This window comes from Curvibacter fontanus (assembly GCF_054780335.1).
Genome location: NZ_BAAGWN010000045.1, coordinates 66,448 through 87,476, shown reverse-complemented (window position 1 = coordinate 87,476; position 21,029 = coordinate 66,448). Strand labels below are relative to the sequence as shown.

At 62.9% G+C, this 21,029-nt stretch carries 17 protein-coding genes, 1 tRNA gene and 1 pseudogene; 9 read left to right on the top strand and 10 right to left on the bottom strand.

Going from position 1 to position 21,029, the window contains the following annotated elements:
* Nucleotides 1–48: 48 nt before the first annotated feature.
* Entirely contained in the window at nucleotides 49–1,224 is a 1,176-nt protein-coding gene (locus tag ACYVH8_RS16050) for a branched-chain amino acid ABC transporter substrate-binding protein (protein ID WP_460489813.1), read from the top strand.
* Between the two features lie 115 nt (nucleotides 1,225–1,339).
* Nucleotides 1,340–1,429 (top strand) — tRNA-Ser (locus tag ACYVH8_RS16045).
* Between the two features lie 137 nt (nucleotides 1,430–1,566).
* Here ACYVH8_RS16045 and ACYVH8_RS16040 read toward each other — a convergent pair.
* From ACYVH8_RS16040 to ACYVH8_RS16030, 3 genes and pseudogenes are all read right to left on the bottom strand, one after another.
* A pseudogene (locus tag ACYVH8_RS16040) lies at nucleotides 1,567–1,875 on the bottom strand (DUF4158 domain-containing protein); the annotation flags it as partial.
* A gap of 38 nt (nucleotides 1,876–1,913) precedes the next feature.
* Entirely contained in the window at nucleotides 1,914–4,151 is a 2,238-nt protein-coding gene (locus ACYVH8_RS16035; RefSeq protein WP_460489845.1) for an efflux RND transporter permease subunit, read from the bottom strand.
* A gap of 53 nt (nucleotides 4,152–4,204) precedes the next feature.
* Entirely contained in the window at nucleotides 4,205–5,302 is a 1,098-nt protein-coding gene (locus ACYVH8_RS16030; protein WP_460489812.1) for a DNA-binding protein, read from the bottom strand.
* 288 nt (nucleotides 5,303–5,590) lie between these two features.
* Between ACYVH8_RS16030 and ACYVH8_RS16025 the strand changes: the two genes are divergently transcribed.
* From ACYVH8_RS16025 to ACYVH8_RS16005, 5 genes are all read left to right on the top strand, one after another.
* Nucleotides 5,591–5,974, top strand: a complete 384-nt coding sequence (locus ACYVH8_RS16025) for a type II toxin-antitoxin system RelE/ParE family toxin (protein WP_460489811.1) — start codon at nucleotides 5,591–5,593, stop codon at nucleotides 5,972–5,974.
* Entirely contained in the window at nucleotides 5,971–6,300 is a 330-nt protein-coding gene (locus ACYVH8_RS16020; protein ID WP_460489810.1) for a helix-turn-helix domain-containing protein, read from the top strand. Before ACYVH8_RS16025 ends, ACYVH8_RS16020 begins: the two co-directional genes overlap by 4 nt.
* A gap of 270 nt (nucleotides 6,301–6,570) precedes the next feature.
* Nucleotides 6,571–8,055: a SulP family inorganic anion transporter gene (locus ACYVH8_RS16015; protein WP_460489809.1), complete on the top strand. Its 1,485-nt coding sequence runs from the start codon at nucleotides 6,571–6,573 to the stop codon at nucleotides 8,053–8,055.
* A gap of 19 nt (nucleotides 8,056–8,074) precedes the next feature.
* Complete coding sequence (locus tag ACYVH8_RS16010) at nucleotides 8,075–8,929, top strand: universal stress protein (protein WP_460489808.1); 855 nt, start codon at nucleotides 8,075–8,077, stop codon at nucleotides 8,927–8,929.
* Between the two features lie 63 nt (nucleotides 8,930–8,992).
* Nucleotides 8,993–10,243 (top strand): putative Na+/H+ antiporter, encoded by a 1,251-nt coding sequence (locus ACYVH8_RS16005; RefSeq protein WP_460489807.1) that lies wholly within the window; start codon nucleotides 8,993–8,995, stop codon nucleotides 10,241–10,243.
* A 40-nt stretch (nucleotides 10,244–10,283) separates the two neighbouring features.
* Here ACYVH8_RS16005 and ACYVH8_RS16000 read toward each other — a convergent pair whose 3' ends face one another.
* Nucleotides 10,284–10,568, bottom strand: coding sequence for a hypothetical protein (locus tag ACYVH8_RS16000; protein ID WP_460489806.1), 285 nt, complete (start codon nucleotides 10,566–10,568; stop codon nucleotides 10,284–10,286).
* A 160-nt stretch (nucleotides 10,569–10,728) separates the two neighbouring features.
* Here ACYVH8_RS16000 and ACYVH8_RS15995 point away from each other — a divergent pair, with 160 nt between their 5' ends.
* Together ACYVH8_RS15995 and ACYVH8_RS15990 are read left to right on the top strand one after the other, a co-directional pair.
* Nucleotides 10,729–12,024 (top strand): site-specific integrase, encoded by a 1,296-nt coding sequence (locus ACYVH8_RS15995; RefSeq protein ID WP_460489805.1) that lies wholly within the window; start codon nucleotides 10,729–10,731, stop codon nucleotides 12,022–12,024.
* Nucleotides 12,025–12,066: 42 nt separating this feature from the next.
* Nucleotides 12,067–15,060, top strand: a complete 2,994-nt coding sequence (locus tag ACYVH8_RS15990) for a Tn3 family transposase (RefSeq protein WP_460489804.1) — start codon at nucleotides 12,067–12,069, stop codon at nucleotides 15,058–15,060.
* A gap of 24 nt (nucleotides 15,061–15,084) precedes the next feature.
* Here the strand turns inward: ACYVH8_RS15990 and ACYVH8_RS15985 are convergent, their stop codons facing one another.
* The 6 genes from ACYVH8_RS15985 to ACYVH8_RS15960 all read right to left on the bottom strand — a co-directional run bounded on the left by ACYVH8_RS15985 (nucleotide 15,085) and on the right by ACYVH8_RS15960 (nucleotide 20,981).
* Complete coding sequence (locus ACYVH8_RS15985; RefSeq protein WP_460489803.1) at nucleotides 15,085–15,981, bottom strand: efflux RND transporter permease subunit; 897 nt, start codon at nucleotides 15,979–15,981, stop codon at nucleotides 15,085–15,087.
* A complete protein-coding gene (locus ACYVH8_RS15980) occupies nucleotides 15,978–17,021 on the bottom strand; it encodes an efflux RND transporter periplasmic adaptor subunit (RefSeq protein WP_460489802.1) in 1,044 nt (347 codons plus the stop codon). Before ACYVH8_RS15980 ends, ACYVH8_RS15985 begins: the two co-directional genes overlap by 4 nt.
* Complete coding sequence (locus tag ACYVH8_RS15975; RefSeq protein ID WP_460489801.1) at nucleotides 17,018–18,436, bottom strand: TolC family protein; 1,419 nt, start codon at nucleotides 18,434–18,436, stop codon at nucleotides 17,018–17,020. The genes ACYVH8_RS15980 and ACYVH8_RS15975 overlap by 4 nt, the downstream gene beginning before the upstream one ends.
* A 292-nt stretch (nucleotides 18,437–18,728) precedes the next feature.
* Complete coding sequence (locus tag ACYVH8_RS15970) at nucleotides 18,729–20,174, bottom strand: heavy metal sensor histidine kinase (protein WP_460489800.1); 1,446 nt, start codon at nucleotides 20,172–20,174, stop codon at nucleotides 18,729–18,731.
* Nucleotides 20,152–20,826, bottom strand: a complete 675-nt coding sequence (locus ACYVH8_RS15965) for a heavy metal response regulator transcription factor (RefSeq protein WP_460489799.1) — start codon at nucleotides 20,824–20,826, stop codon at nucleotides 20,152–20,154. The genes ACYVH8_RS15970 and ACYVH8_RS15965 overlap by 23 nt, the downstream gene beginning before the upstream one ends.
* On the bottom strand, nucleotides 20,823–20,981 hold the full coding sequence (locus ACYVH8_RS15960; protein WP_460489798.1) for a hypothetical protein: 159 nt from the start codon (nucleotides 20,979–20,981) through the stop codon (nucleotides 20,823–20,825). The genes ACYVH8_RS15965 and ACYVH8_RS15960 overlap by 4 nt, the downstream gene beginning before the upstream one ends.
* Nucleotides 20,982–21,029 lie beyond the last annotated feature (48 nt).

The following is a 21,029-nucleotide window of genomic DNA, read 5'->3' as shown; positions in this document are numbered from 1 at the left end:
GCGTTCGTCAGTTTTTTTCACCCGCCCGTTTCTATACTGGAGATCGTCATGCCCGTGAATCAAGTGAATCGTGTACTGCTCGTCATTGCCGCCGCGGCCCTGCTGGTCGCCTGCGGCAAGAAGGAGGAGGCGGCTTCTGGCGCCCCTGCCATGCCTGTGGTGAAGATCGGCCACGTGGGTCCGGTCAGCGGCGCCATCGCCCACCTGGGCAAGGACAATGAATACGGTGCGCGCATGGCCATCGACGAGCTCAATGCCGCCGGCGTCACCATCGACGGCAAGCAGGTCAAGCTCGAGCTGATGGCCGAGGATGACGGCGCCGATCCCAAGCAGGGCACGGCCGTGGCGCAGAAGCTGGCCGATGCCAAGGTGGCCGGCGTGATCGGCCATCTGAACTCGGGCACCACCATCCCGGCCTCCAAGATCTACAGCGACGCCGGCATCCCGCAGATTTCCCCCTCCGCCACCAACCCCAAGTACACCCGCCAGGGCTACAAGACCACCTTCCGTGTGGTGGCTGACGACGTGCACCTGGGCAGCACGCTGGGCAAGTACGCCGTGGGCGCCCTCAAGGCCAAGAACGTCGCTGTGATCGACGACCGCACCGCCTACGGCCAGGGCGTGGCCGAGGAATTCACCAAGGCCGCCGAGGCCGCCGGCGCCAAGATCGTGGCCAAGGAGTTCACCACCGACAAGGCCACCGACTTCAACGCCATCCTGACCAGCATCAAGGGCAAGAAGCCCGACGTGGTCTTCTTCGGCGGCATGGACGCCGTGGGCGGCCCCATGCTCAAGCAGATGAAGTCCCTGGGCATCACGGCCAAGTTCATGGGCGGTGACGGCATCTGCACGGCCGAGCTGAGCAAGCTCGCGGGTGATGCGATCGGCAATGAGCAGGTCTTCTGCGCCGAGGCCGGTGGTGTCGAGGGCGAGGCCAAGGCCGGCATGGACAAGTTCCGCGCCGACTTCAAGACCAAGTTCAATGTCGACGTGCAGCTCTATTCACCCTATGTCTACGACGCCACCAAGGTGCTGGTCGCCGCCATGGTCAAGGCCAACTCCTCCGATCCGGCCAAGTACCTGCCGGTGCTGGCGGCCACAACCGACTACAAGGGCGTGACCGGTCCGATCAGCTTCGACGAGAAGGGCGACATCAAGAATGGCGCGCTGACCCTCTTCACCTACCGTGGCGACAAGCGGGAGCAGCTGGCCGTGGTCCGCTGATCGGGGGATCGCTGCATCGCTCCTCCGAAAAAGCGCCTGCGGGCGCTTTTTCTTTGCCTGTTGCGGCTCGAATGCAGCCGTGTCGAACCCAGGCTCGGTTACAATAGCCGGCTTCGGAGGGGTGGATGAGCGGTTTAAGTCACACGCCTGGAAAGCGTGCGTGGGGTAAAACCCACCGCGGGTTCGAATCCCGCCTCCTCCGCCAAAATGCAAAGGCCCACGCAATGCGTGGGCCTTTTTTTGGGCCTCCGGGCGCAACGCGCCCGGATCTTGTGACCGGACGTGTAAGCCGACACGTGGAACCGAACTCAGGGGATCGCGTCCGATTTCGCCAAGACGCTCGCGGATCGCCCGGTGATGCCGATACAGCGTGCGCAACTCCGTATAGAGGTGTGAAGTCTCCGCATCGATGGCGGACGCCACGCGCACGTGCTGAACGATGGCCGCCGGAATGTCGTTCACCGCCGGGAAGTAGCCCAAGCGCTGGAACGCCTTGAGCAGCAATAGCAGTCCGAACCGCGGCTGGGGATTGCGCGCGATGATGCGAGCGAAGTTCAACTCGTCATCGGTTGGCGTGTAGAGCGCTTCGAGTTCACGCACCGACGGGCTGCGTTTGAAGCGCGGATAGGCGGTGCGTTCAATCGAGGCCATTCGGCCATCCCCTTCTTTTTAGTGCGTGGTCAGGTACTTCATGACTCCTTTGGCTGACGCTCGAATCGGCCATAGCGCAACGCCAGGCTCGGCATCACCAGGAGATTGAGCGCCGTGGAGGTGAAGAGCCCGCCCAGAATCACCAATGCCATCGGCCCTTCGATCTCCCGTCCCGGATCGCCGCTGCCGAGGGCCAGTGGCAAGAGGCCAAGGGCCGTGGCGAGCGCGGTCATCAGGATCGGCGTCAGGCGCTCCACCGCGCCGCGCAGGGCAGCCTCCGGCCCCCACGCCATGCCTTCCGCCTCGACCAGGTGGTCGTAGTGCGACAGCAGCATCACGGAATTGCGCAGGGTGATGCCGAACAGGGTGACGAAGCCGACCATGGAGCCCAGCGAGATGCCGCCGCCGGACGCGAAGACCGCAAGCACTCCGCCCACCAGAGCGAACGGCAAGTTGAGCAAGACCAGCGCCAGGTTGCGGAACCGCCGCAGCACGATCCAGAGCAGCAGGCCGATGGCGACCGCCGCGATCGCCGAATGGACGATCAAGTCGCGCACCGACGCCGCCTGGGCTTCGGCGGCGCCGCCGAACTCCAGATAGCTGCCCGGCGCAAGGCGCGCCGCCGCCAGCCGCTGCCTGGCCTCGGCCACGAAGGAAGCCACGTCACGGCCGGCGACGTTGCAGGTGATGGTTTGCACCCGCCGGGCGCCGTTGTGGAGTACCACATAACGGCCGGAAGTCGCATAAACGTCGGCCAGTTGGTCGAGGCGCACGAACGTGCCAGCCGCATTGCGCAGTGGCAGTGCCCGCACGTCGGCGATGCTGCTGCGTTTCGCCGGCGGCAGGATGACGCTCACGTTGAAGACCCGGTTGCCGTCATAGACCTGCCCGACCACCGATCCCTGGAAGGCGGTCTCGACGGCATCGAGCACGTCGACCGCATCGAAGCCCCAGCGCGCCAGCGCATCGGGGCGCACCCGGATGCCCAGTTCGGGCGAGCCGGGCGGGGACTGAATCTGGACTTCTGTTGCGCCGGGAACCTGGCCCAGCGCCTGGGCAACCCGCTGCGCATCCGCGTCCAGGCTGTCGAGATCACTGCCGTAGATGTTGAGCACCACCGCCGCCGTGTAGCCAGAGAGGGTTTCCTCGACCCGCTCGGTGAGGAAAGTCTTGACCGCGAAGCTGACGCCGGGAATGCGCGCGAGGGCCTTGCGGATATCGGCCTGGGCGAATTCGCCCTCTTTCCCCGAGAGTGGTTTGAGATCGACGTTGAATTCGCTGTAGTGGGTGCCCCAGGTATCGTCGGCTTTTTCGGCGCGGCCGACCAGTTGGCCGACGCTGCGCACGAAGGGCAGTTTCAGCAGTTCCGCCGACACCTGACGGCCGATGCGCAGCGATTCGGCGATGGAGGTTCCGGGCACCGCCGACATGTGGAGGATGTAGTGTCCTTCCTTGAGCTCCGGCAGGAAGCCACCGCCAAAAAATGGCAGGGCCGCCAATCCCGCCAGGGTGAGCAGCGTGACTGTCGCCACGACCAGGCGGTAGTGGCGCTCCACCCCGGTGATCAGCGTGCGGTATTTTTCCTTCAGCCGACGGGCCAGGGGTGCGTCATGTTCCGGCAACGCGCTTTGGGGCAGCAGTACGAGGCACAGGGCTGGCGTGACCGTGATGGCTACGAGCAGCGAGGCCAGCGTCGCCAGCAGATAAGCGATGGCCAGCGGCGAGAACAGCCGTCCGGCTACGCCCGGCATGGTAAGCACCGGCAGGAAAACCAGGGCAATTGCGAAGGTGGCGTAGACCACGGCGCTGCGCACTTCCAGCGTGGCATCGAGCACGACCTGGATCGACGGTACTGGGTTTGCCCGGTGCCGATTTTCCCTCAACCGCCGATAGATGTTCTCGACCACGATAATGGCGTCGTCCACCAGAAGCCCGATGGAGATGGCCAGTCCGCCCAGGGTCATGGTGTTGAGACTGAGCCCGCGCTGCTCCATGACCGTGACGGCTGCCAGGAGCGACAGCGGAATCGCCGTGAGGGCGATGGCCGAGGTTCGCCAATTGAACAGGAACAGGGCCACTACGACCACGACCAGGGCAGCGCCGAAGAGCAGCGAAGACTGCACGTTATGGGTCGCGATGGCGATGAAATTGGCGGGCCGGAAGAGGTCGTCGTGCATCACCACCTGCTGCTCTTTCAGGCTGGGGCGCAATTCAGCCAGGGCGCGTTCCACCGCCTCGGTGACAGCCACGGTGTTGGCGCCGTACTGCTCGGAAATGACCAGTTGTAGAGGGTCGGCAGGGATTCATGTAAAACCCAGCAGAAACAGACTTAAGTCCCTGTCCCCATTGACTTTTTCGACTCTCTCTTTTCTGGACGACCGGCCTCTTCAACCGGGTTCGCAACCACATTAGGGCCAGGCGCCGGCGTACTGAAGCGCTCCAGCATACTGGCCACCACCTGCTCTTGCGCCATGACGGATGACCTAGCCGTCGCCAGCGCCACCTCCAACTGCTGCTTCGCGGCGAGCAGCTCGTCGACCTTGGCCAGCAACTCCATGTTCGAGGTGCTGAGCTGCTGGACGGCGGCGTCCTGCTCGACCAAGCGCCGGCCCAGTTCCTCGGCGCGCCTTTGGGCAAACCCCAGTTCATCCTTGAGCGGCCGCAGGCCCCGCACCTCTTCCTGGACCTGGTACAGATCGCCCTGGGCGCGCGACAAATCGCCCACCAACCGCGCGTTGTCCTGGAGAGTGTGAATGGCTTCCTGCTGCTTGGTGGTCAAGGTCTCGTTCACAGTGCGAAGCTCGGCCTGCAGGTATTGCACCTGCTGCTCCTGCTTGCGCTGTTCCTGGTCGCGCTGCTCCTTGGTGGACTCCCGGAAATGCTCCAGCGCCTGGCGCGCATGCTGGTGCTTTTCTTCCAGAGACTGGCGATGGCGCTCCTCGGCCGCGAGGCGTTCCTGCAGGTCGGCCACCTGCTGCGTGAGTTGAGTGCATTCCAGGGTCTTGCTGCTTAGCGCTTCGCTGGTTTTACCGTGAGCGGTTTTTTCGTCGGAAAGCACCCGCTGGGTTTGCTCCAGCTGTTGGCGCGTGGACTGCGCCTCGGTTTTCAGGGCCGCGGCGGCGTGCTGATGCTGGGCGAGCTGCTCAGCGTGCCTGGCCTGCGCCGCAGTGACCCGCTCTTCCGCTTCCTCGTTGACGCGGGCTGCCAGGCGGCCAACCAGGTCCTGGATGGCCTCGCTAACAGCTACGCGGCTGCCGGTGGCCCCGCCTTCTTCCTCCTCGATCTCCTTCAGGTAGCGATGGATGGTGGTTTTGGAGCCGCTGCCCAGCTCTTCGCGCACCGCATCGATGGACGGATTGCGCCCGGTGGCCAGCAATTTATCGCGCGCACGCAGCACTTCAGACTTGTAGATTCCAGCTCTGGCCATGGCTCACCTCCTTATTTCGTACTATAGTATGTACCATGATAGTACATACTATATACGAGGTCAAGAAATCATAAATCTTAGAAAATCTAACATTGGATAATGGTGGATTATTCGATGTGAGACTGTTTTCTGGCCGTTTCAGCCGTGGTGCCAGTATGGCGCGAGCCAAATCCCCATTTGGCGCCATAAGCGCGCTTATGAGTCCGCGGGGAAAAATTCACCTGCCGCCAAAAGTACGTCTCCTCGGTGAGTTGACGGGATTATGCCCAAACAGGCATAATTGAGGCGATGTCGAAGCCAGCCCGCAAACCCGTCAAATGGGTCAGTTCCGCCAAACGCGATCTGGATGCGATGCCCGACGATGTCAAAGACGTTTTCGGTCACGCCATCGACCTGGCCCAGGCCGGCGGCAAGCACCAGGATGCCAAGGTGATGACGGGTTTTGGTTCGGCCGGCGTGCTGGAGGTGGTCGAGGACCACCAGGGAGATACCTATCGGGCCGTCTACACCGTCAAGTTCGCCGGCTGGGTTTATGTCCTGCACTGCTTCCAGAAGAAGTCCAAGAGTGGTATCGCCACGCCGAAACCGGACCTGGATTTGATCAACACACGCTTGAAGGCCGCGAAGCAGGATTTCGAGGTTTGGCAGGCACAGCAAGGAGCTAAAAAATGAATGTCCACGCAAGCATCACGATCGAAGAAGGCAGCACCAACGTCTACGCCGACCTGGGTTACACCGACGCGGCCGAGATGCAGCGCAAGTCCCAACTGGCCGGCGAGATTGCCCGTGCGATCAAGGCGCGACGCCTGACGCAGGAAGATGCGGCTACGTTGCTGGGGATTGACCAGTCCAAGGTCTCGCGCATCACGCGCGGCCAGTTCCGCGGTGTCAGCGAAGCCAAGTTGCTGGAACTGGTGGCGAGGCTGGGCCACGATGTGAAGATCGTGGTCGGCCCAGTACGCCGGCGTGCCGGCAAGATCGAGCTTCAGTTTGCCTGAGCGCCTCTGGCCGGGCGCCTGGCGCCCATTGGACAGCGTTCTGCTGAACCACGCGCAGTACAATGATGCAATGCAGCAAGCTGGTCGCAATGTCCAAGCCAACCCGGAAGACCCTCCGGTGAGTATGCTGCCGCGCGGTTATTTCTGCTCGGTCACCCCGCCTTAATCGCCTTTCCTGTCAGCTCCTTGCGAGCACCTTGCGGCGCCGCGCGCGCCACTCTTCTTTGATCCCAGGCCCTGCCTCGCGCAGGCGCTGTAGCTATTTCATTTATGCAATTCAAGAATTCTTTACGCCAGGATTGGCTATCCAATATCCGGGGCGATTTGCTGGCCGGCATCGTCGTCGCGCTGGCCCTCATTCCGGAAGCCATCGCCTTTTCAATCATTGCCGGAGTAGATCCCAAGGTCGGGCTTTACGCCTCGTTTTGCATAGCCGTCGTGATTGCCTTCACGGGTGGCCGGCCGGGCATGATTTCTGCCGCCACGGGCGCCATGGCGCTGGTGATGGTGACACTGGTCAAAGACCACGGACTGCAATACCTGCTGGCGGCGACCTTGCTGACAGGTGTGCTGCAGATTCTTGCTGGCTGGTTGCGCCTGGGCGTGTTGATGCGTTTTGTCTCGCGCTCTGTCGTGACCGGCTTCGTCAATGCGCTGGCCATCCTGATCTTCATGGCGCAGCTGCCCGAGCTGATCGGTGCGCCGTGGATGGTCTACGCCATGGTCGCCGCCGGACTGGGCATCATCTACCTGTTCCCGTTGCTGACAAAGGCCGTGCCTTCTCCACTGGTGTGCATTGTGGTGCTGACCGGCGTTGCCATGGTGATGGGCCTGAACATCCGCACCGTGGGTGACATGGGGCAGTTGCCGGACAGCCTGCCGGTCTTCCTGCTGCCGGACGTGCCTCTGACGTTTGACACCTTGCGCATCATCTTTCCGTATTCGGTGACGCTGGCGGTCGTCGGACTGCTGGAGTCGATGATGACGGCATCCATCGTCGATGACCTGACCGACACACCGAGCAACAAGAACCGTGAATGCGCAGGACAAGGCATTGCCAACATCGCATCGGGCTTTCTGGGTGGGATGGCGGGTTGCGCCATGATCGGCCAGTCGGTTATCAACGTGAAATCGGGCGGTCGCGGCCGCCTGTCCGCCCTGGCCGCAGGCGTGTTCCTGCTCATCATGGTGGTGTTCCTTGGCCAATGGGTCAAACAGATCCCGATGGCTGCGCTCGTGGCCGTCATGATCATGGTGTCCATCGGTACCTTCAGTTGGGAGTCGCTCAAGAACCTCCGCAAGCACCCGCCCAGCTCCAGCATCGTCATGATTGCCACCGTGGTTGTCGTGGTGGCGACCCATGACCTGGCAAAGGGCGTGTTTGTCGGCGTGCTGCTCAGCGGCATCTTCTTTGCGCACAAGGTTGGCCGCGTACTGCGGGTGGATAGCGAAAGCATCGATGACGGCAAAGGCCGGGCCTACACCGTGGTCGGGCAGGTGTTTTTTGCATCGGCAGACAGCTTCACCGCAAGCTTTGACTTCAAGGAGGTCATCGAGCGTGTGCGCATTGACGTGAGCAGAACCCACTTCTGGGACATCACTGCCGTGAACGCGCTCGACAAGGTGGTTATGAAGTTCCGCCGCGAAGGCACCGCCGTCGAAGTACTGGGCCTGAACGAAGCCAGCGCGACACTGGTGGACAAGTTCGCGGTACACGACAAGCCCGACGCAGTTGAGCGCCTCATGGGCCATTAAACACAAGGAGACAGACATCATGAATAAAGTCATTGCCTGCGTCGACGGTGCGGCTTACACGGCCAGCGTTTGCGACCACGCCACCTGGGCTGCGCAGCGTCTGGGCACGCCGCTGGAGTTTTTGCATGTACTGGACCGCCACCCGGAACAGGCGGCGGTCACCGACTTCAGCGGCAGCATTGGCCTGGGCACCCAGGAGTCGCTGCTGAAAGAACTCGGTGAGCTCGATGAAAAGCGCAGCACGCTGGCGCAACAGCACGGACGAGCGCTGCTGGATGGCGTGGTGCGCCGCGCCAAAGAAACTGGGCTGGCCACAGTGGACAGCCGCCAGCGCCACGGTAGCCTGGTTGAAGCGCTAGTCGATCTGGAACCGGATGCCAGGTTGTTCGTACTCGGACAGCATCACACGGCCGAACCTGGCAGCAAGCTGCATCTCGATCACAACGTGGAACGCGCTATCCGTTCTGTGCATCGCCCCATACTGGTCGCCGCGGCTGAGTTCAGGGAACTGAAACGATTTGTGATTGCTTTTGACGGCAGCCCAACCGCCCGAAAAATGATAGAAACAGTTGCCGCAAGTCCGCTACTCAAAGGCCTGCGCTGTGATGTGGTGATGACCGGCGATGGCAGCGCGGAGCTTGGAACCCAGCTGCAGTGGGCTGGTTCCACACTATTGGCGGCCGGTTTCGAAGTGCGGGTGTCACTGGAAGCCGGGAACCCGGAAACGGCCTTGCCGAACTACATCAAGGTGTATTCGGCAGATCTGCTGGTAATGGGTGCTTATGGCCACTCTCGTATCCGGCAATTCATTGTTGGCAGCACGACAACAACCTTGCTGCGGACCAGCACGGTGCCGGTTCTTGTGCTTCGCTGATCCACCAACCGAAGCACCAGACTTCAGATCTGGCCTGTTAATTTCCACCGGAACCAATCTGCCATGCCCGATATTGAAACCGTCGCCGCCGTTATTTTTGGTATCGCCCTTGTGCATACTTTCTCGACCAAATTTTTTGAGCGGCTGGCCAATCATCATCCGCGTCATGCGGGATTGTTCCACCTGCTCGGGGAGGTGGAGGTGGTCTTCGGCTTCTGGGCGGTCGTTCTCATCACCACGATGGCATTCGTGGCGGGCGGCGCACAAGCCATCGAATATGCAGAGTCGCGGCAATACACCGAGCCTTTGTTTGTGTTCGTCATCATGGTGGTGGCCGCGTCGCGACCGGTCGTTGAGCTCATCCAGGCCTTGGTGGCTTTTCTTGCGAGACTCGCACCGGTGCGCTTCGTCGTTGCCCAGATCTGGCTGTGTCTGGCGCTGGTGCCGTTGATTGGCTCCCTCATCACCGAGCCGGCGGCCATGACGCTGGCCGCACTGATGCTTAGCTCCCTAGTGTTCCGCCCCGGCATACCGGAGTGGTTGAAATACGGCACCCTCGGGGTGCTGTTCGTTAACATTTCTATCGGCGGCACCTTGACCTCCTTCGCTGCGCCGCCCGTTCTTATGGTGGCAGCCACCTGGAACTGGGACAGTGCCTTTATGGTGGCTCACTTCGGCTGGAAGGCGGTAATTGCCGTGCTGATTAATGCAACAGTCATTACTTTTCTGCTGCGCCGACATTTTCCCCACGAGTCGTCCACATCACTGAAGCTGGATAGACAGCGTATTCCAACTGTCGTCAGCACGATTCATCTTGCTTTCCTCGCGGGCGTTGTTGCGTTCGCCCACCACCCGGTGATTTTCCTTGGCCTGTTCCTGCTCTTCCTGGGCTTCACACAGGCCTACGCGCGCTACCAGACGCCCCTCATCCTGAAGGAGGCATTGCTCGTCGGCTTCTTCCTTGCCGGACTGGTGGTACTCGGGGGCATGCAGCAATGGTGGTTGCAACCCATCGTGTCGAGTCTGGAGCCGACCGCCTTGTTTTTTGGTGCGCTGGGCTTGACGGCCATCACTGACAACGCGGCGCTCACCTATCTGGGTTCACTGATCGAGGGAATGAGCGACCCTGCCAAGTACATGTTGGTAGCCGGTGCGGTGGCAGGCGGTGGCTTGACGGTGATCGCCAATGCACCCAATCCCGCAGGCGTCGCCTTGCTCAAGCAGGGCTTCAATGACGAATCCATCGGCGCTGGCGGGCTGCTCCTCGGCGCAGCGCTTCCCACGGTCGTTGCTGCGGCAATGTTCCTCATTTAGCGCCGCAACGCCTGACGGTTTGCGCATTTCATTAATGTAGTCAGTCGATGCGTTCGGGCGATGTCAGGCCTGCGGCCTGCATCTGCTGTTCAAGCTCTTCGAGGCTACCGATTCCAAGCTTGCGTATGGCCACCTCCCATTCCATTTGCCTTGCAGCGTAAAGATCCAGGACCTGAAGGCGCTCATAGTCCGGGCTGCCAAACTCACGCCCCACAGGGGCCACATCGAGCCAAGCCTGTTCCTCTTTCGATCTCCAGAGGAATTCACCATGCAAACGGTGATAAAACAGCCTGTAAATCCGTCGTTTATTCATTCGGGTATTCATATCGACTTTCCAAAATGCAGTTACTAGGTGCGCAGCCAATCAGACTTTCTAGATATCCAAATCGTGTACTCTCGCTGAGAATCCCCGGACGCCGCTTACTGCGGCGTCCTGCATCGCTGCCTTCAGACCGATCAAAGAAGCCCGCCGTAACGACAACGACATGACCCGTCTTGCCCAGTATATTGAGGCTGCCGAGCGTGACAACACGCGCCGGAGCTACGCTTCGGCCATACGCCATTTTGAAATAGAGTGGAAAGGCCTGCTGCCTTCGACGGCTGACGCTATTTCCCGCTACTTGGCCGACCACGCGGCTACCCTGGCCATCAACACTCTTCGTCAACGGCTGGCAGCGCTGTCCCGATGGCATACCGACCAAGGTTTTGCAGACCCTACCAAGTCCCCCCTGGTGCGACAGGTCCTCAAAGGCATTCGTTCGATTCACGCCGTGCCAGAAAAGCGCGCGCGCCCCTTGGAACTGGCGGTGCTCCAGCAAATTGATCAGTGGCTTGATGCCGCCATCAGCAACGCCCGGCAGTCCGGCGACCTGCCGGCCTTGCTGCGCCACACCCGCAACCGCAGCCTGATGTTGTTGGGGTTCTGGCGCGGCTTTCGCTCCGACGAGCTGGTCAACCTGCGCGTTGAGAACACCGAGGTCACGCCGGGCCAGGGCATGGCCTGCTACCTGGGCCGCAGCAAAGGCGACCGGCAGTTTCAGGGCCGGGTTTTCAAATGCCCAGCCCTGTCCCGCTTATGCCCCGTGACTGCCTTCAACGCCTGGATCGACTTAGCCGGGTTGATCGAGGGTCCGGTGTTCCGCAAGATCGACCGCTGGGGAAATGTGGCCGACGAAAGTTTGCATGCCGACAGCCTGATTCCGTTGTTGCGCAGCCTGTTCGCCGAAGCCGGTGTCGAATCGCCCGAGGAATACAGCAGCCACTCTTTGCGCCGCGGCTTTGCCGGCTGGGCCCGCGCCAGCGGCTGGGACATTAAGGAACTGATGGAATACGTTGGCTGGAAGGACGTTAAATCGGCCATGCGTTACCTCGATACGTCGGGTTCCAGCCTGCAGGCCCGGTTCGAGCAGGGCCTGACGGCCTTGGCCCCGGCAGTTCCGCAGCCACCGCCGCCTTTGTTGTTGCTGACCGAACAGGCAGAAGGGACGACGACCGTAGCGGTCCTGCGCGTCACGCTGGTGCTGGCCCGTTTCAGCAAGCAGTCGCGCGGCCTGGCCCGTGGCCACCGGCTAATCGAGCAGACCTGCTTCGAGCGTTTCGCCATGCAACGCCTGAACACCGAGGGCACGCTCTACGAGCTGGCAGTTCCCTATCTGTCTCGCGACCTGCTGGACGAGGTGATCGCCACTCTGCTCGATGACATGTACCGCATCGCCGAGGACAACCAGTGCCTGCTGGAAACCTCGTTTCACGAACCCGCCACCGACACCTATTGGGATTGAGGCGATGGGAAGCATTGCCGCCAGGCGGGGTAGTCCCCGCGAATGACCACGCTCCATGAGACGGCCTATCCCAGCCTAAAACTCGATCCGACACCGCGTGAGCTGGCGGAGCTTTACACGCCGACCGAGGATGAACAACTCCTGGCTGCCGGCATCGGCAAGCGCGCCTTGCCGCGCATGGCGGCATTGATCCACCTGAAGGTCTTCCAGCGTCTGGGGTATTTCATCTCCCTGGCCGAAGTGCCGCTAGTGATCCGGGAGTACATCGCGCAGCAGGTGGGTGTGGTTCGGCCGCCCCCGGCGGTGGACCTCAAGCGCTTCGAGGCCTCGGGCTTGCGCACGGCGCTTTTTGCGGCTTTGCGCCGGCACCTGAATGTGAAGCCGCTGGATCCGGCGGGCCACGCCTGGCTGGAGGTCGTGGCCGACACGGCGGCCGAGACCAAACACGCAGTGGCAGACATCATCAACGTGATGCTGGAGGAACTGGTCCACCATCGCTACGAGCTGCCCGCCTTCTCGACGCTGGACCGGATGGCCTTTCGAGCCCGGGAAAAGAGCAACAACCGGTATTTCTCCGCAATCACTAACCAGCTGACAGCCCATACCCGGACCCTGATCGATAGTTTGCTTAAAACCGCCGCGGGGGCGTCGGTTTCTGCCTGGCAAATGCTCAAGCGCGAACCCAAGCGGCCGACCAACAAGGAAACGCGTACCTACATCCAGCACATCCGGCGCTTGCAGTACCTGGTGGAACAGCTTCCCAAGCCCGACGTGCCGGTGCCCAAGCTCAAACAGTTCCGCCACCTGGCGCGCGCCCTCAATGCGGCCGAAATGGCCGAGCTCAAACCGCAAAAGCGCTATGCCCTGGCGGTAATCTTCATCCGGGCGCAGCATGCCCAGTCGCTGGATGATGCCGCCGACCTGTTTATTCGCCTCATGCAGAACCTGGAAAACAACGCCAGGCAGAAATTGCTCTCCTTCCAGCAGGAGCGGGTCCAAAAAACCGACATGCTAGTTGGCCAGCTCAAAGACATCCTGGGCGCCTATCAGTTGGAGGGGACGGACACCCAGCGCGTGGATGCCATCGGCACGACCCTGGTAGCCGACGTGGACGAGCTGCTGAACGAATGCGAACAGCACTTGGCCTATGCCGGCCGCAACCACCTGCCTTTCCTGCTGCAGCCCTACAAGATGGTCCGGGCCCAGTTGCTCAACTGCATCGGCATCGCCTCGCCCAAGGCCAGCAGCGAGGACCAGGTAGTGGAGCGGCTGATCGAGGCCCTTTACAAGCTGCGCGACAACCGTGCGGACATCGTGCCGCTGGACATGCTGGGCCTGAGTGAAGACAAGGATTTCCGCTGGATGTCAGGCCAGTGGAAGCGGTTGGTGCTGGTCCGGCCATCCGGCAAGGGCCGGGCGGAGGCTGTCCACCGTCGGTATTTTGAACTGGCGGTCATGCATGCCGTCAAAGACGACCTGAAGTCGGGCGATCTCTTCATCAAGTACGGGGAACGCTATGACGATTACCGCGAGCAGCTGGTCGATGACGAAACCTTTGAAAAAGAGGTGGGTGACTATGGCCAGGTCACCGGCATCGAGACAGATCCCGGCACCTTTGTGGCGATGCTCAAATCCGCCATGTCCCAGCGGGCCCGGGACATCGACGCCACTTTCCCGGAAAACGCCCATGCCGAGATCGTCGATGGCCGCCTGATCCTCCGGAAACCGCCACGGTCAGAAGTCGTGGAAGCTGCAGCGAGGATCGATACCCTGATTACCGAACGGATGGAGGCGGCCAGCATCGTGGACGTCATGATCGATACCGAGCGCTGGCTGGACCTCCACAAGCTGTTCCGGCCGCTGGCCGGGACGGACAGCCGCCTGGAGGACTTGCGCATGCGCGTCATCACCACGCTGTTTTGCTACGGCTGCAACCTGGGGCCGGTGCAGACCGCCAAATCGATCAAAGGCCTGAGCCGCCGGCAGATTTCCTGGCTCAACCTGAAATACGTGAGCGAAGACCTGCTGGACAAGGCCATCGTCAAGGTGATCAACGCATACAACAAGTTTGAACTGCCAAGCTACTGGGGCACAGGCAAGCACGCGTCAGCCGACGGCACCAAGTGGAACCTGTATGAGCAAAACTTGCTGTCCGAACACCATATCCGTTATGGCGGCTACGGGGGTATCGGCTACTACCATGTGTCCGACAAGTTCATCGCGCTGTTCAGCCATTTCATTTCCTGCGGCACCTATGAGGGCATCCACATCCTGGATGGGCTGATGACCAACGAATCGGACATCCGTCCGGACACGATTCACGGGGACACACAGGCCCAGAGTTACCCCGTCTTCGCGCTGGCGCACCTCCTGGGCATCCAGCTCATGCCGCGCATCCGGGGTATTCAGGACCTCAAATTCCACCGCCCGGAGCCGGGCAATGCCTACAGGAACATCAATGCGCTGTTCAGCGATGTGATCGACTGGCGACTCATTGAATTGCATTTGCCGGCGATGCTGCGGGTGGCGGTTTCCATCAAGACCGGCAAGATCACGCCGTCGGCCATCCTGCGTCGGCTCGGCACCTACAGCCGAAAAAACAAGTTGTATTTCGCATTTGTAGAGCTCGGCAAGGTCATCCGGACCATGTTCCTGCTGAGCTACATCGGTGATGTCGGGTTGCGCAAGGTGATCCACGCCGAGACCAACAAGAGCGAGCAGTTCAACGGCTTTGCGCAGTGGTCATTTTTTGGGGGAGAGGGGATCATTGCGGAGAACATCCGGCACGAGCAGCGCAAGGTGATCAAGTACAACCACCTGGTGGCCAACATGATCATTCTGCATAACGTGGTGGGCATGACGCGGGTTCTGCAGGAGCTCCGCGATGAGGGGACCGAGATCACGCTGGAGATTCTGGCTGGCTTGGCACCGTTTCGCACGGCGCACATCAATCGGTTTGGGGACTACACGCTGGATTTCCGGCGCAAGATTGGTCCTTTGAATTTCGACGCCACCATAATGCCAATGGAATCATAGACTTAGGCTAATTTCTGCTGGGATTTACATGAATCCCTGCCGACCCTCTTGTACCCCAGTCATGCCGGCCACCAAGGCGGCGCCGATGGGTGGCTCAGGAGCGGCGCGGACCTCGGCCACGTCGGCCAGTGTCAGGTTGGCCCCGTCCAGTTGGCGCACCACGGTGCGAGCGAGTTGCTCGACGCTGAGCGACTGCGCATGGGTTTGCAGGGTGATGCGCTGGTTGGCGTTGTCGATAAACCCGGCACCGCGCACACCCGTGGCGCGGCGGGCGACGTCGAGGACGTCGCTTAAGCTCAGGCCATACTTGAGCAGCCGCTCGGGCTGAACCTGAACCTGGAACTCCTTGACCTCGCCGCCGAACACCGCCACCTTGGCGACGCCAGGGACGGCCAGCAGGCGCGGCTTGAGCGTCCAGTCGGCGAGGGTGCGCAACTCCATCAGGGAGCGTTTCTCCGATGTGAGACCAACAGCCATCACGACGCTGGTGGAAGAGGTCAGTGGAGACATGGACGGCGCCCGCACACCGCGGGGCAGTTGGGTGGCTAGCGCGGTTAGGCGTTCGCCCAGATTCTGACGGTCGCGGTAGATGTCGCTCTTGGGATCGAAAGTCACGGTAATCACCGACAAGCCCTGGATGGACTGCGAGCGCAGCGCATCCACACCGGCCACGCCATTGACGGCGTTCTCGACAGGCTGGGTTACCAGCACTTCCACCTGCTCGGGCGCTAGACCCGGCGCCTCGGTCTGGATCGTCACCTGGGGCGGGGCGAACTCCGGGAACACGTCGTACTTGGCTCCGGAAAACGCATAGAAACCGTAGGCGGCAAACAGGACCGCGAGTGCAAGCACGACCCCCTTGTAACGCAGGCAAAAACCGATGATGCCGGCGAGCGGGCCGGAGATAGGCGCCGGCTTCATTTGCCTTCCTCGCCAACCTGAATCTGGGCGCGCAGCTCTTCCGACAGCAGCATCTGGGCGCCTCGTACCACCAGTTCCGTCCCCTTGAGCATTCCCGGCGCGAACCAGCCCTGCTCGACCGGCGTGGCGGCCGGCAGCTCCTTGCGCACGAAGCGGTCCGGCGCGCTGCGCTGGTAGATCCAGGCCTTGCCTTGCCACCAGACCACCGCCGCCGCGGGCACGATGCCGCCAGATTGTTCGGCGCCCGTCGGCAGGTAAGCCGTGAGGGTGGTGCCCGGCAACAGCCCATCGGCCGGCGCGGCATAGAAGAAGGTGGTGCCCTGAATGCGCGGGTCCGCCTGGGGCGAGGGCGAAATGAGGCGGGCGGTGCGGAAGCTGCCGTCGTTCGCGGCGACCCGTACCGTGGCGGGCGCTTTCGTCACGCCCGTTCCCGAGGGTGTCGCCACCCGCAGCAAGACTTCCTGCTGTTCCGCCAGGCGCCGGAACAAGGGAGCGTTGCCGGAAATGGCGGACGCCAGCACGCCGCCCCATTTCTGCCGCGCGCCGCGCCCAACCGCATCGAGCGCTTCTTCAGCGCCGCGGGCCACCGCCTCATCCGCACGCCATGCAGCTTCCGCCGTCTCCAGAGTCTTGAGGGAGAGGTTCTGCTCCTCGCCGTGCAGCGCCTTGACCCGCTCGTATTCGCGCCGCGATGCCTGCAGCGCCGCCTGGCTCTTGTCGGCCTGGGTCTGGGCCGCGATATGGGTATTGCGCAGGTCGATCAGTTCTTGCGCAGGCAGGACCATGGCGAGCGCCTCGATCTCGCCGCGCCGGGTCGTCTTCTGCACGGGTTCGACAGCGATGTCGGCCCGCTTCTGGGTGTCGGCGTCGAAAACCACCGCCGTGCCGTCGGCGTGGGCGACGACGCGCGATGGCACCTGCACCGGCCGCTCGCGCTCCTGCTCCAGGGCGAACTCCTTGCGCCCCTCGATGAATCCCCAAACGGCCAGGACCGCGACCGCGATCCCGACCCCCAGCCCGATGAATGCTTTCTTGTTCACGGTTGCTCTCCGTTGCGAATGGTTTTGGTCATGACCGCTTCGGCGGCCACGGCGGGAATGGCGGCTTCCCCGATGGGCCGGCGCAGCGCGTCCTGCATGCGGCCCAAGGTCTGTTGTGCCTGCGACAGGGCGTTGATGCGCGCCAGCTCGGCGGCCGCGGTCTCATAGCGGGCGGAGAGCCACGTCAGCCGGTCCGCCTCGCCGGCCCGGAAGGCCGCGGCGGCGGCTCGCTCCTTCTTCTGCTGCTCGCGCAGCAGGACATCGGCGGTTTCGAACATCCGGACGGCATGGCCGTAGCCGGCCAAGGCCTGGTCCACTTCGGCAATCGCTTTCGCCTGAGTGGACAGGAAGACGGCGGCCGCTTCCTTGCGCCGCGCTTCGGCCTCGGCGATGGGGCCTTCGTTGCGGTTCATCAGCGGCAGCACGAGGGAGAGTCCGAGCGACCACTTCACCGCCCCTTGGTCCCAGCTATAGCCCGGCCCCAGGGAGATATCCGGATACTGCTTGGCGACTTCCAGTTGCAGCGCGGATTGGCTTGCCTCGTACTCGGCGAGGGCGGCCAGCACGTCGGGCCGTGCGAGCAGCGCCTGGCGCCGCAATCCAGCGGGCGGCAATTCGGTGGGCTGCACGATGTGCTCGAAGCCATCGAAGCCATCGAAGGCAATCTCCCGGCCTTCGAGGGCGCTCATCGGCACCCCCACGGCCGCTGCCAGGCGCGCCAGATTCTCGGCCCCCTGCTTGCGGTTCTCGGCAAGGGCCAGAGTGGCCTGGTTGAGGGTGAGCCGCGCCTGGGTGAGATCGGGCTGGGAGGCATAGCCTGCCGCGAACCGGCGATCCAGCACGTGGGCGATCTCCTGCTGGAGGTTGCGTTGCCGGGCGACCTGCGCCTCGGTCGGGTAGGTGGCCAGCAGGCTCGCACGCACGCGGCTGCGCACCTGCCATACAGCTTCGGCTTCGCGCAGCCGGGCAGCCTGCGCCAGATGTCGCGCCTGTTCGATCCGGTAGTCGCGCTTGCCCGCCGTTTCGATGGGAATGCCCAGGCCTAGTCCATAGGTCCACGGCGACTGGCCGGCTGGCGTATCCGTGTTGTTCTGCAACGATGCCCCAAGGGTCGGATTCGGCCGGGTGCCAGCGGTGACGATGCGGGCTTGCGCGAGCAGGGTCGCGGCTTGGGCGGTCCCGAGGTCGGGATGGAAGCGCAACGCCGCCAGGGTAAGGGTCGTGATGTCCCAGGATTTCGGCGGCCAGGGTGCAATCTCATGGCCCACGCTGCGCTCGACGAACTGCCGGACCTCCGGGGCGTCCAGGCGCCGGAACTCGAACGCCGTCTGCTGGGCGGCCGGATCGAGCGGTTTGGGCGTATAGCTCGCGCAGCCGGAGAGCAGCAACAGGAGCGGAATGGATAAGCGCTTCATCTTCCCTCATTCTTGACGGATGGATTGTTGGAATGGCCCACGGCCATCGGGTGACGGTGCGAGGCGGACGGAAGAATACGGGCACCAAGGGAACCGGAAAATGACCGAAACCTGACTGTTTGGTCATCTTCGACGCTGTTGCGTCGCGGAGGACCTGGCCGACCGCCTGCACCCTGAACGGCATCCGGAAATCCGGGCCCAAGGACATGGCCGCCGCAGCGGTTCTCGTGGCCAGCGTCACAGCCTTCATGCTGGCCGTGGCTTTCCTCTTCCGGTGAGCCGTCCCGGCCTGTCAGGCGGTGATAGGGGTGGCCGGGAATTTCAGGATGACGGTCGTACCCCGGTGCAGTTTGCTCTGGATCGACACCGTGCCGCCGTGCAACTGCATGATGAACTGGACGATGGCCAGGCCCAGCCCAGTGCCGGCGCTTCCCCGCGATCGAGCGCTGTCGGCGCGGTAGAAGCGATCGAAGACGTGAGGCAGGTCTTCGACCGCGATCCCGTCGCCGGTATCGCTGACGGTGATCTCGGCGGCATGGTCCGGCGTTTCCCGGGCCGCAATGACGATGTGCCCGCCGCCGGGTGTGTGGCGCAAGGCGTTGGCCACGAGATTGCCCAACGCCCGCCGCAACAGGCCAGTGTCCGCCATGACCTGCCCCGCCCCCTGGGCGACCAGGGTCACGCTCTGCTCGTCGGCCAGCGCTTGGTAGAAGTCGCACACGGTGGTGATTTCGTGCTCCAGCGGAAGCGGTTTCTTGTCCAACTGGGCATCCGGTTGTTCGGCGCGGGCGAGAAAGAGCAAGGCATCGACCAGGGCGGCCAGCCGCTGATACTCCTCCGCCGCCGACTCGATGCAGGCGCGGTAGGCATTGTCCGAGCCACCTCTGGTCAGCGCCAGTTCCGCTTCGCCCTGCAGGATATGCAGCGGGGTGCGTAACTCATGCGCGATGTCGGCGGAGAACTGCGACATCCGGGCAAAGGAGTCTTCGAGCCGGGCCAGGAGTTGGTCGAAATTGGTGGCGAGCGGTTGCAACTCCCTTGGCCAAGCGCCATCGCCGACACGGCGGTGCAGGTCGGCGGCGCTTAATTCGGCGACCAGCGCCGCGAGTTTCGAGACGGGCCGCATGCCGCGGTGGGCAATGAGGTAGCCCGCCGCCACGGCCACCCCCAAGGCGGCGGATATGACCAGCCATAGTATCCGCCGGTAGGCGGCCAGTAGTTCCTCTTCCTTTGAGCGGCTCATTGCCGCCTGCACGGTAAACCCAGCGCCTACTGCAGCCCGGGCCGACATGAGACGGTAGATGCCGCCCTCGGCCGACTGCCAGTCCGAGCCGTGCGCTGCTTCCGACTCCAGCGACTGCGGCGGCCAGCCGTGAAAGACCGTCGTATGGCCAGCGGGCGCCTCGATGACGACCTCACCACGGGTATCCAGGACGCGGATCTGAATGCCTGGGAGCATGGTCGCTTCGCGTTGAACCTCCTCTCGGAGCATGGCGGAGCCGGGCGGGTGGAGCAGCAGGATCGCCCGCAGCTCGGCGATGCGGCCGGCGAGCATCTGGTCATCTTCCTGGCGCAGGCGCTCGGCCAGCACCCAATACAGAGCGCCGCCGGACGTCGCGATCAGGGTGATGCTCAGCAACGCATACCAGAGCGTGAGGCGGGCTGCGATGGATCTCGATTGGTTCCCGGCCGGACCCGCGAGAGCTGCCACGGCCTCAGTCCCGGGCTTCGAGGACATAGCCCACGCCGCGGAGGGTATGGATCAATTTCCGCTCGAAGGGATCGTCCACCTTTCGCCGCAAGCGGCGGAACGCGACATCGACGACGTTGCTGTCTCCATCGAAATTCATGTCCCACACCTGTTCGGCGAGCCGGGTGCGGGTCAGCACCTGACCCGGATGGCGCAGGAGATATTCCAGCAGCCGGTACTCCTGGGGCGCGAGGTCGAGCGGCTGTCCGGCCCGCGCCGCCCGGTGCCGCACCAGATCCATGTCGAGGTCGCCGTAGCTCAGCACTTCCGTCCGCCGCACCGGCCCCCGCCGCAACAGGTTGCGCACCCGGGCCTGCAGCTCCGAAAAGGCGAAGGGTTTGACCAGATAGTCGTCGGCTCCCGACGTCAGCCCTCTCACCCGGTGTGAGACGGCATCGAGCGCCGTGAGCAGGAGCACCGGCTGGTCCGGGCGCTGTTTGCGGATTTCCTGCATCACCCACCAGCCGTCGCGCCCGGGCAGCATCACGTCGAGCACGATGGCATCGTAGTCGCCGGTGGTGGCCAGATGCAGGCCATCCATGCCGTCGGTGGCGACATCGACGACGAAACCTTCCTCGGTGAAACCCCGCTGGACGAAAGCCGCGGTCTTCGGCTCGTCTTCGACCACCAGAATTCTCATTGCTGTTCCTCCCGTTGCAAATACCCGGCCAGGATGAGCGCACTGGCTGCTGCAATTATCGCGGCGACACCGAAAGCCAGCGCCGGTCCGCCGATTTTCCAGATCCATCCAAACAGGACACCGGCCGGGATGGCGGCGAGGCCGCCGTAGGCCAAGGCCAGTGCCGCCCAGCCTACGACGCCACAGAATGATCCTGGGCGGTG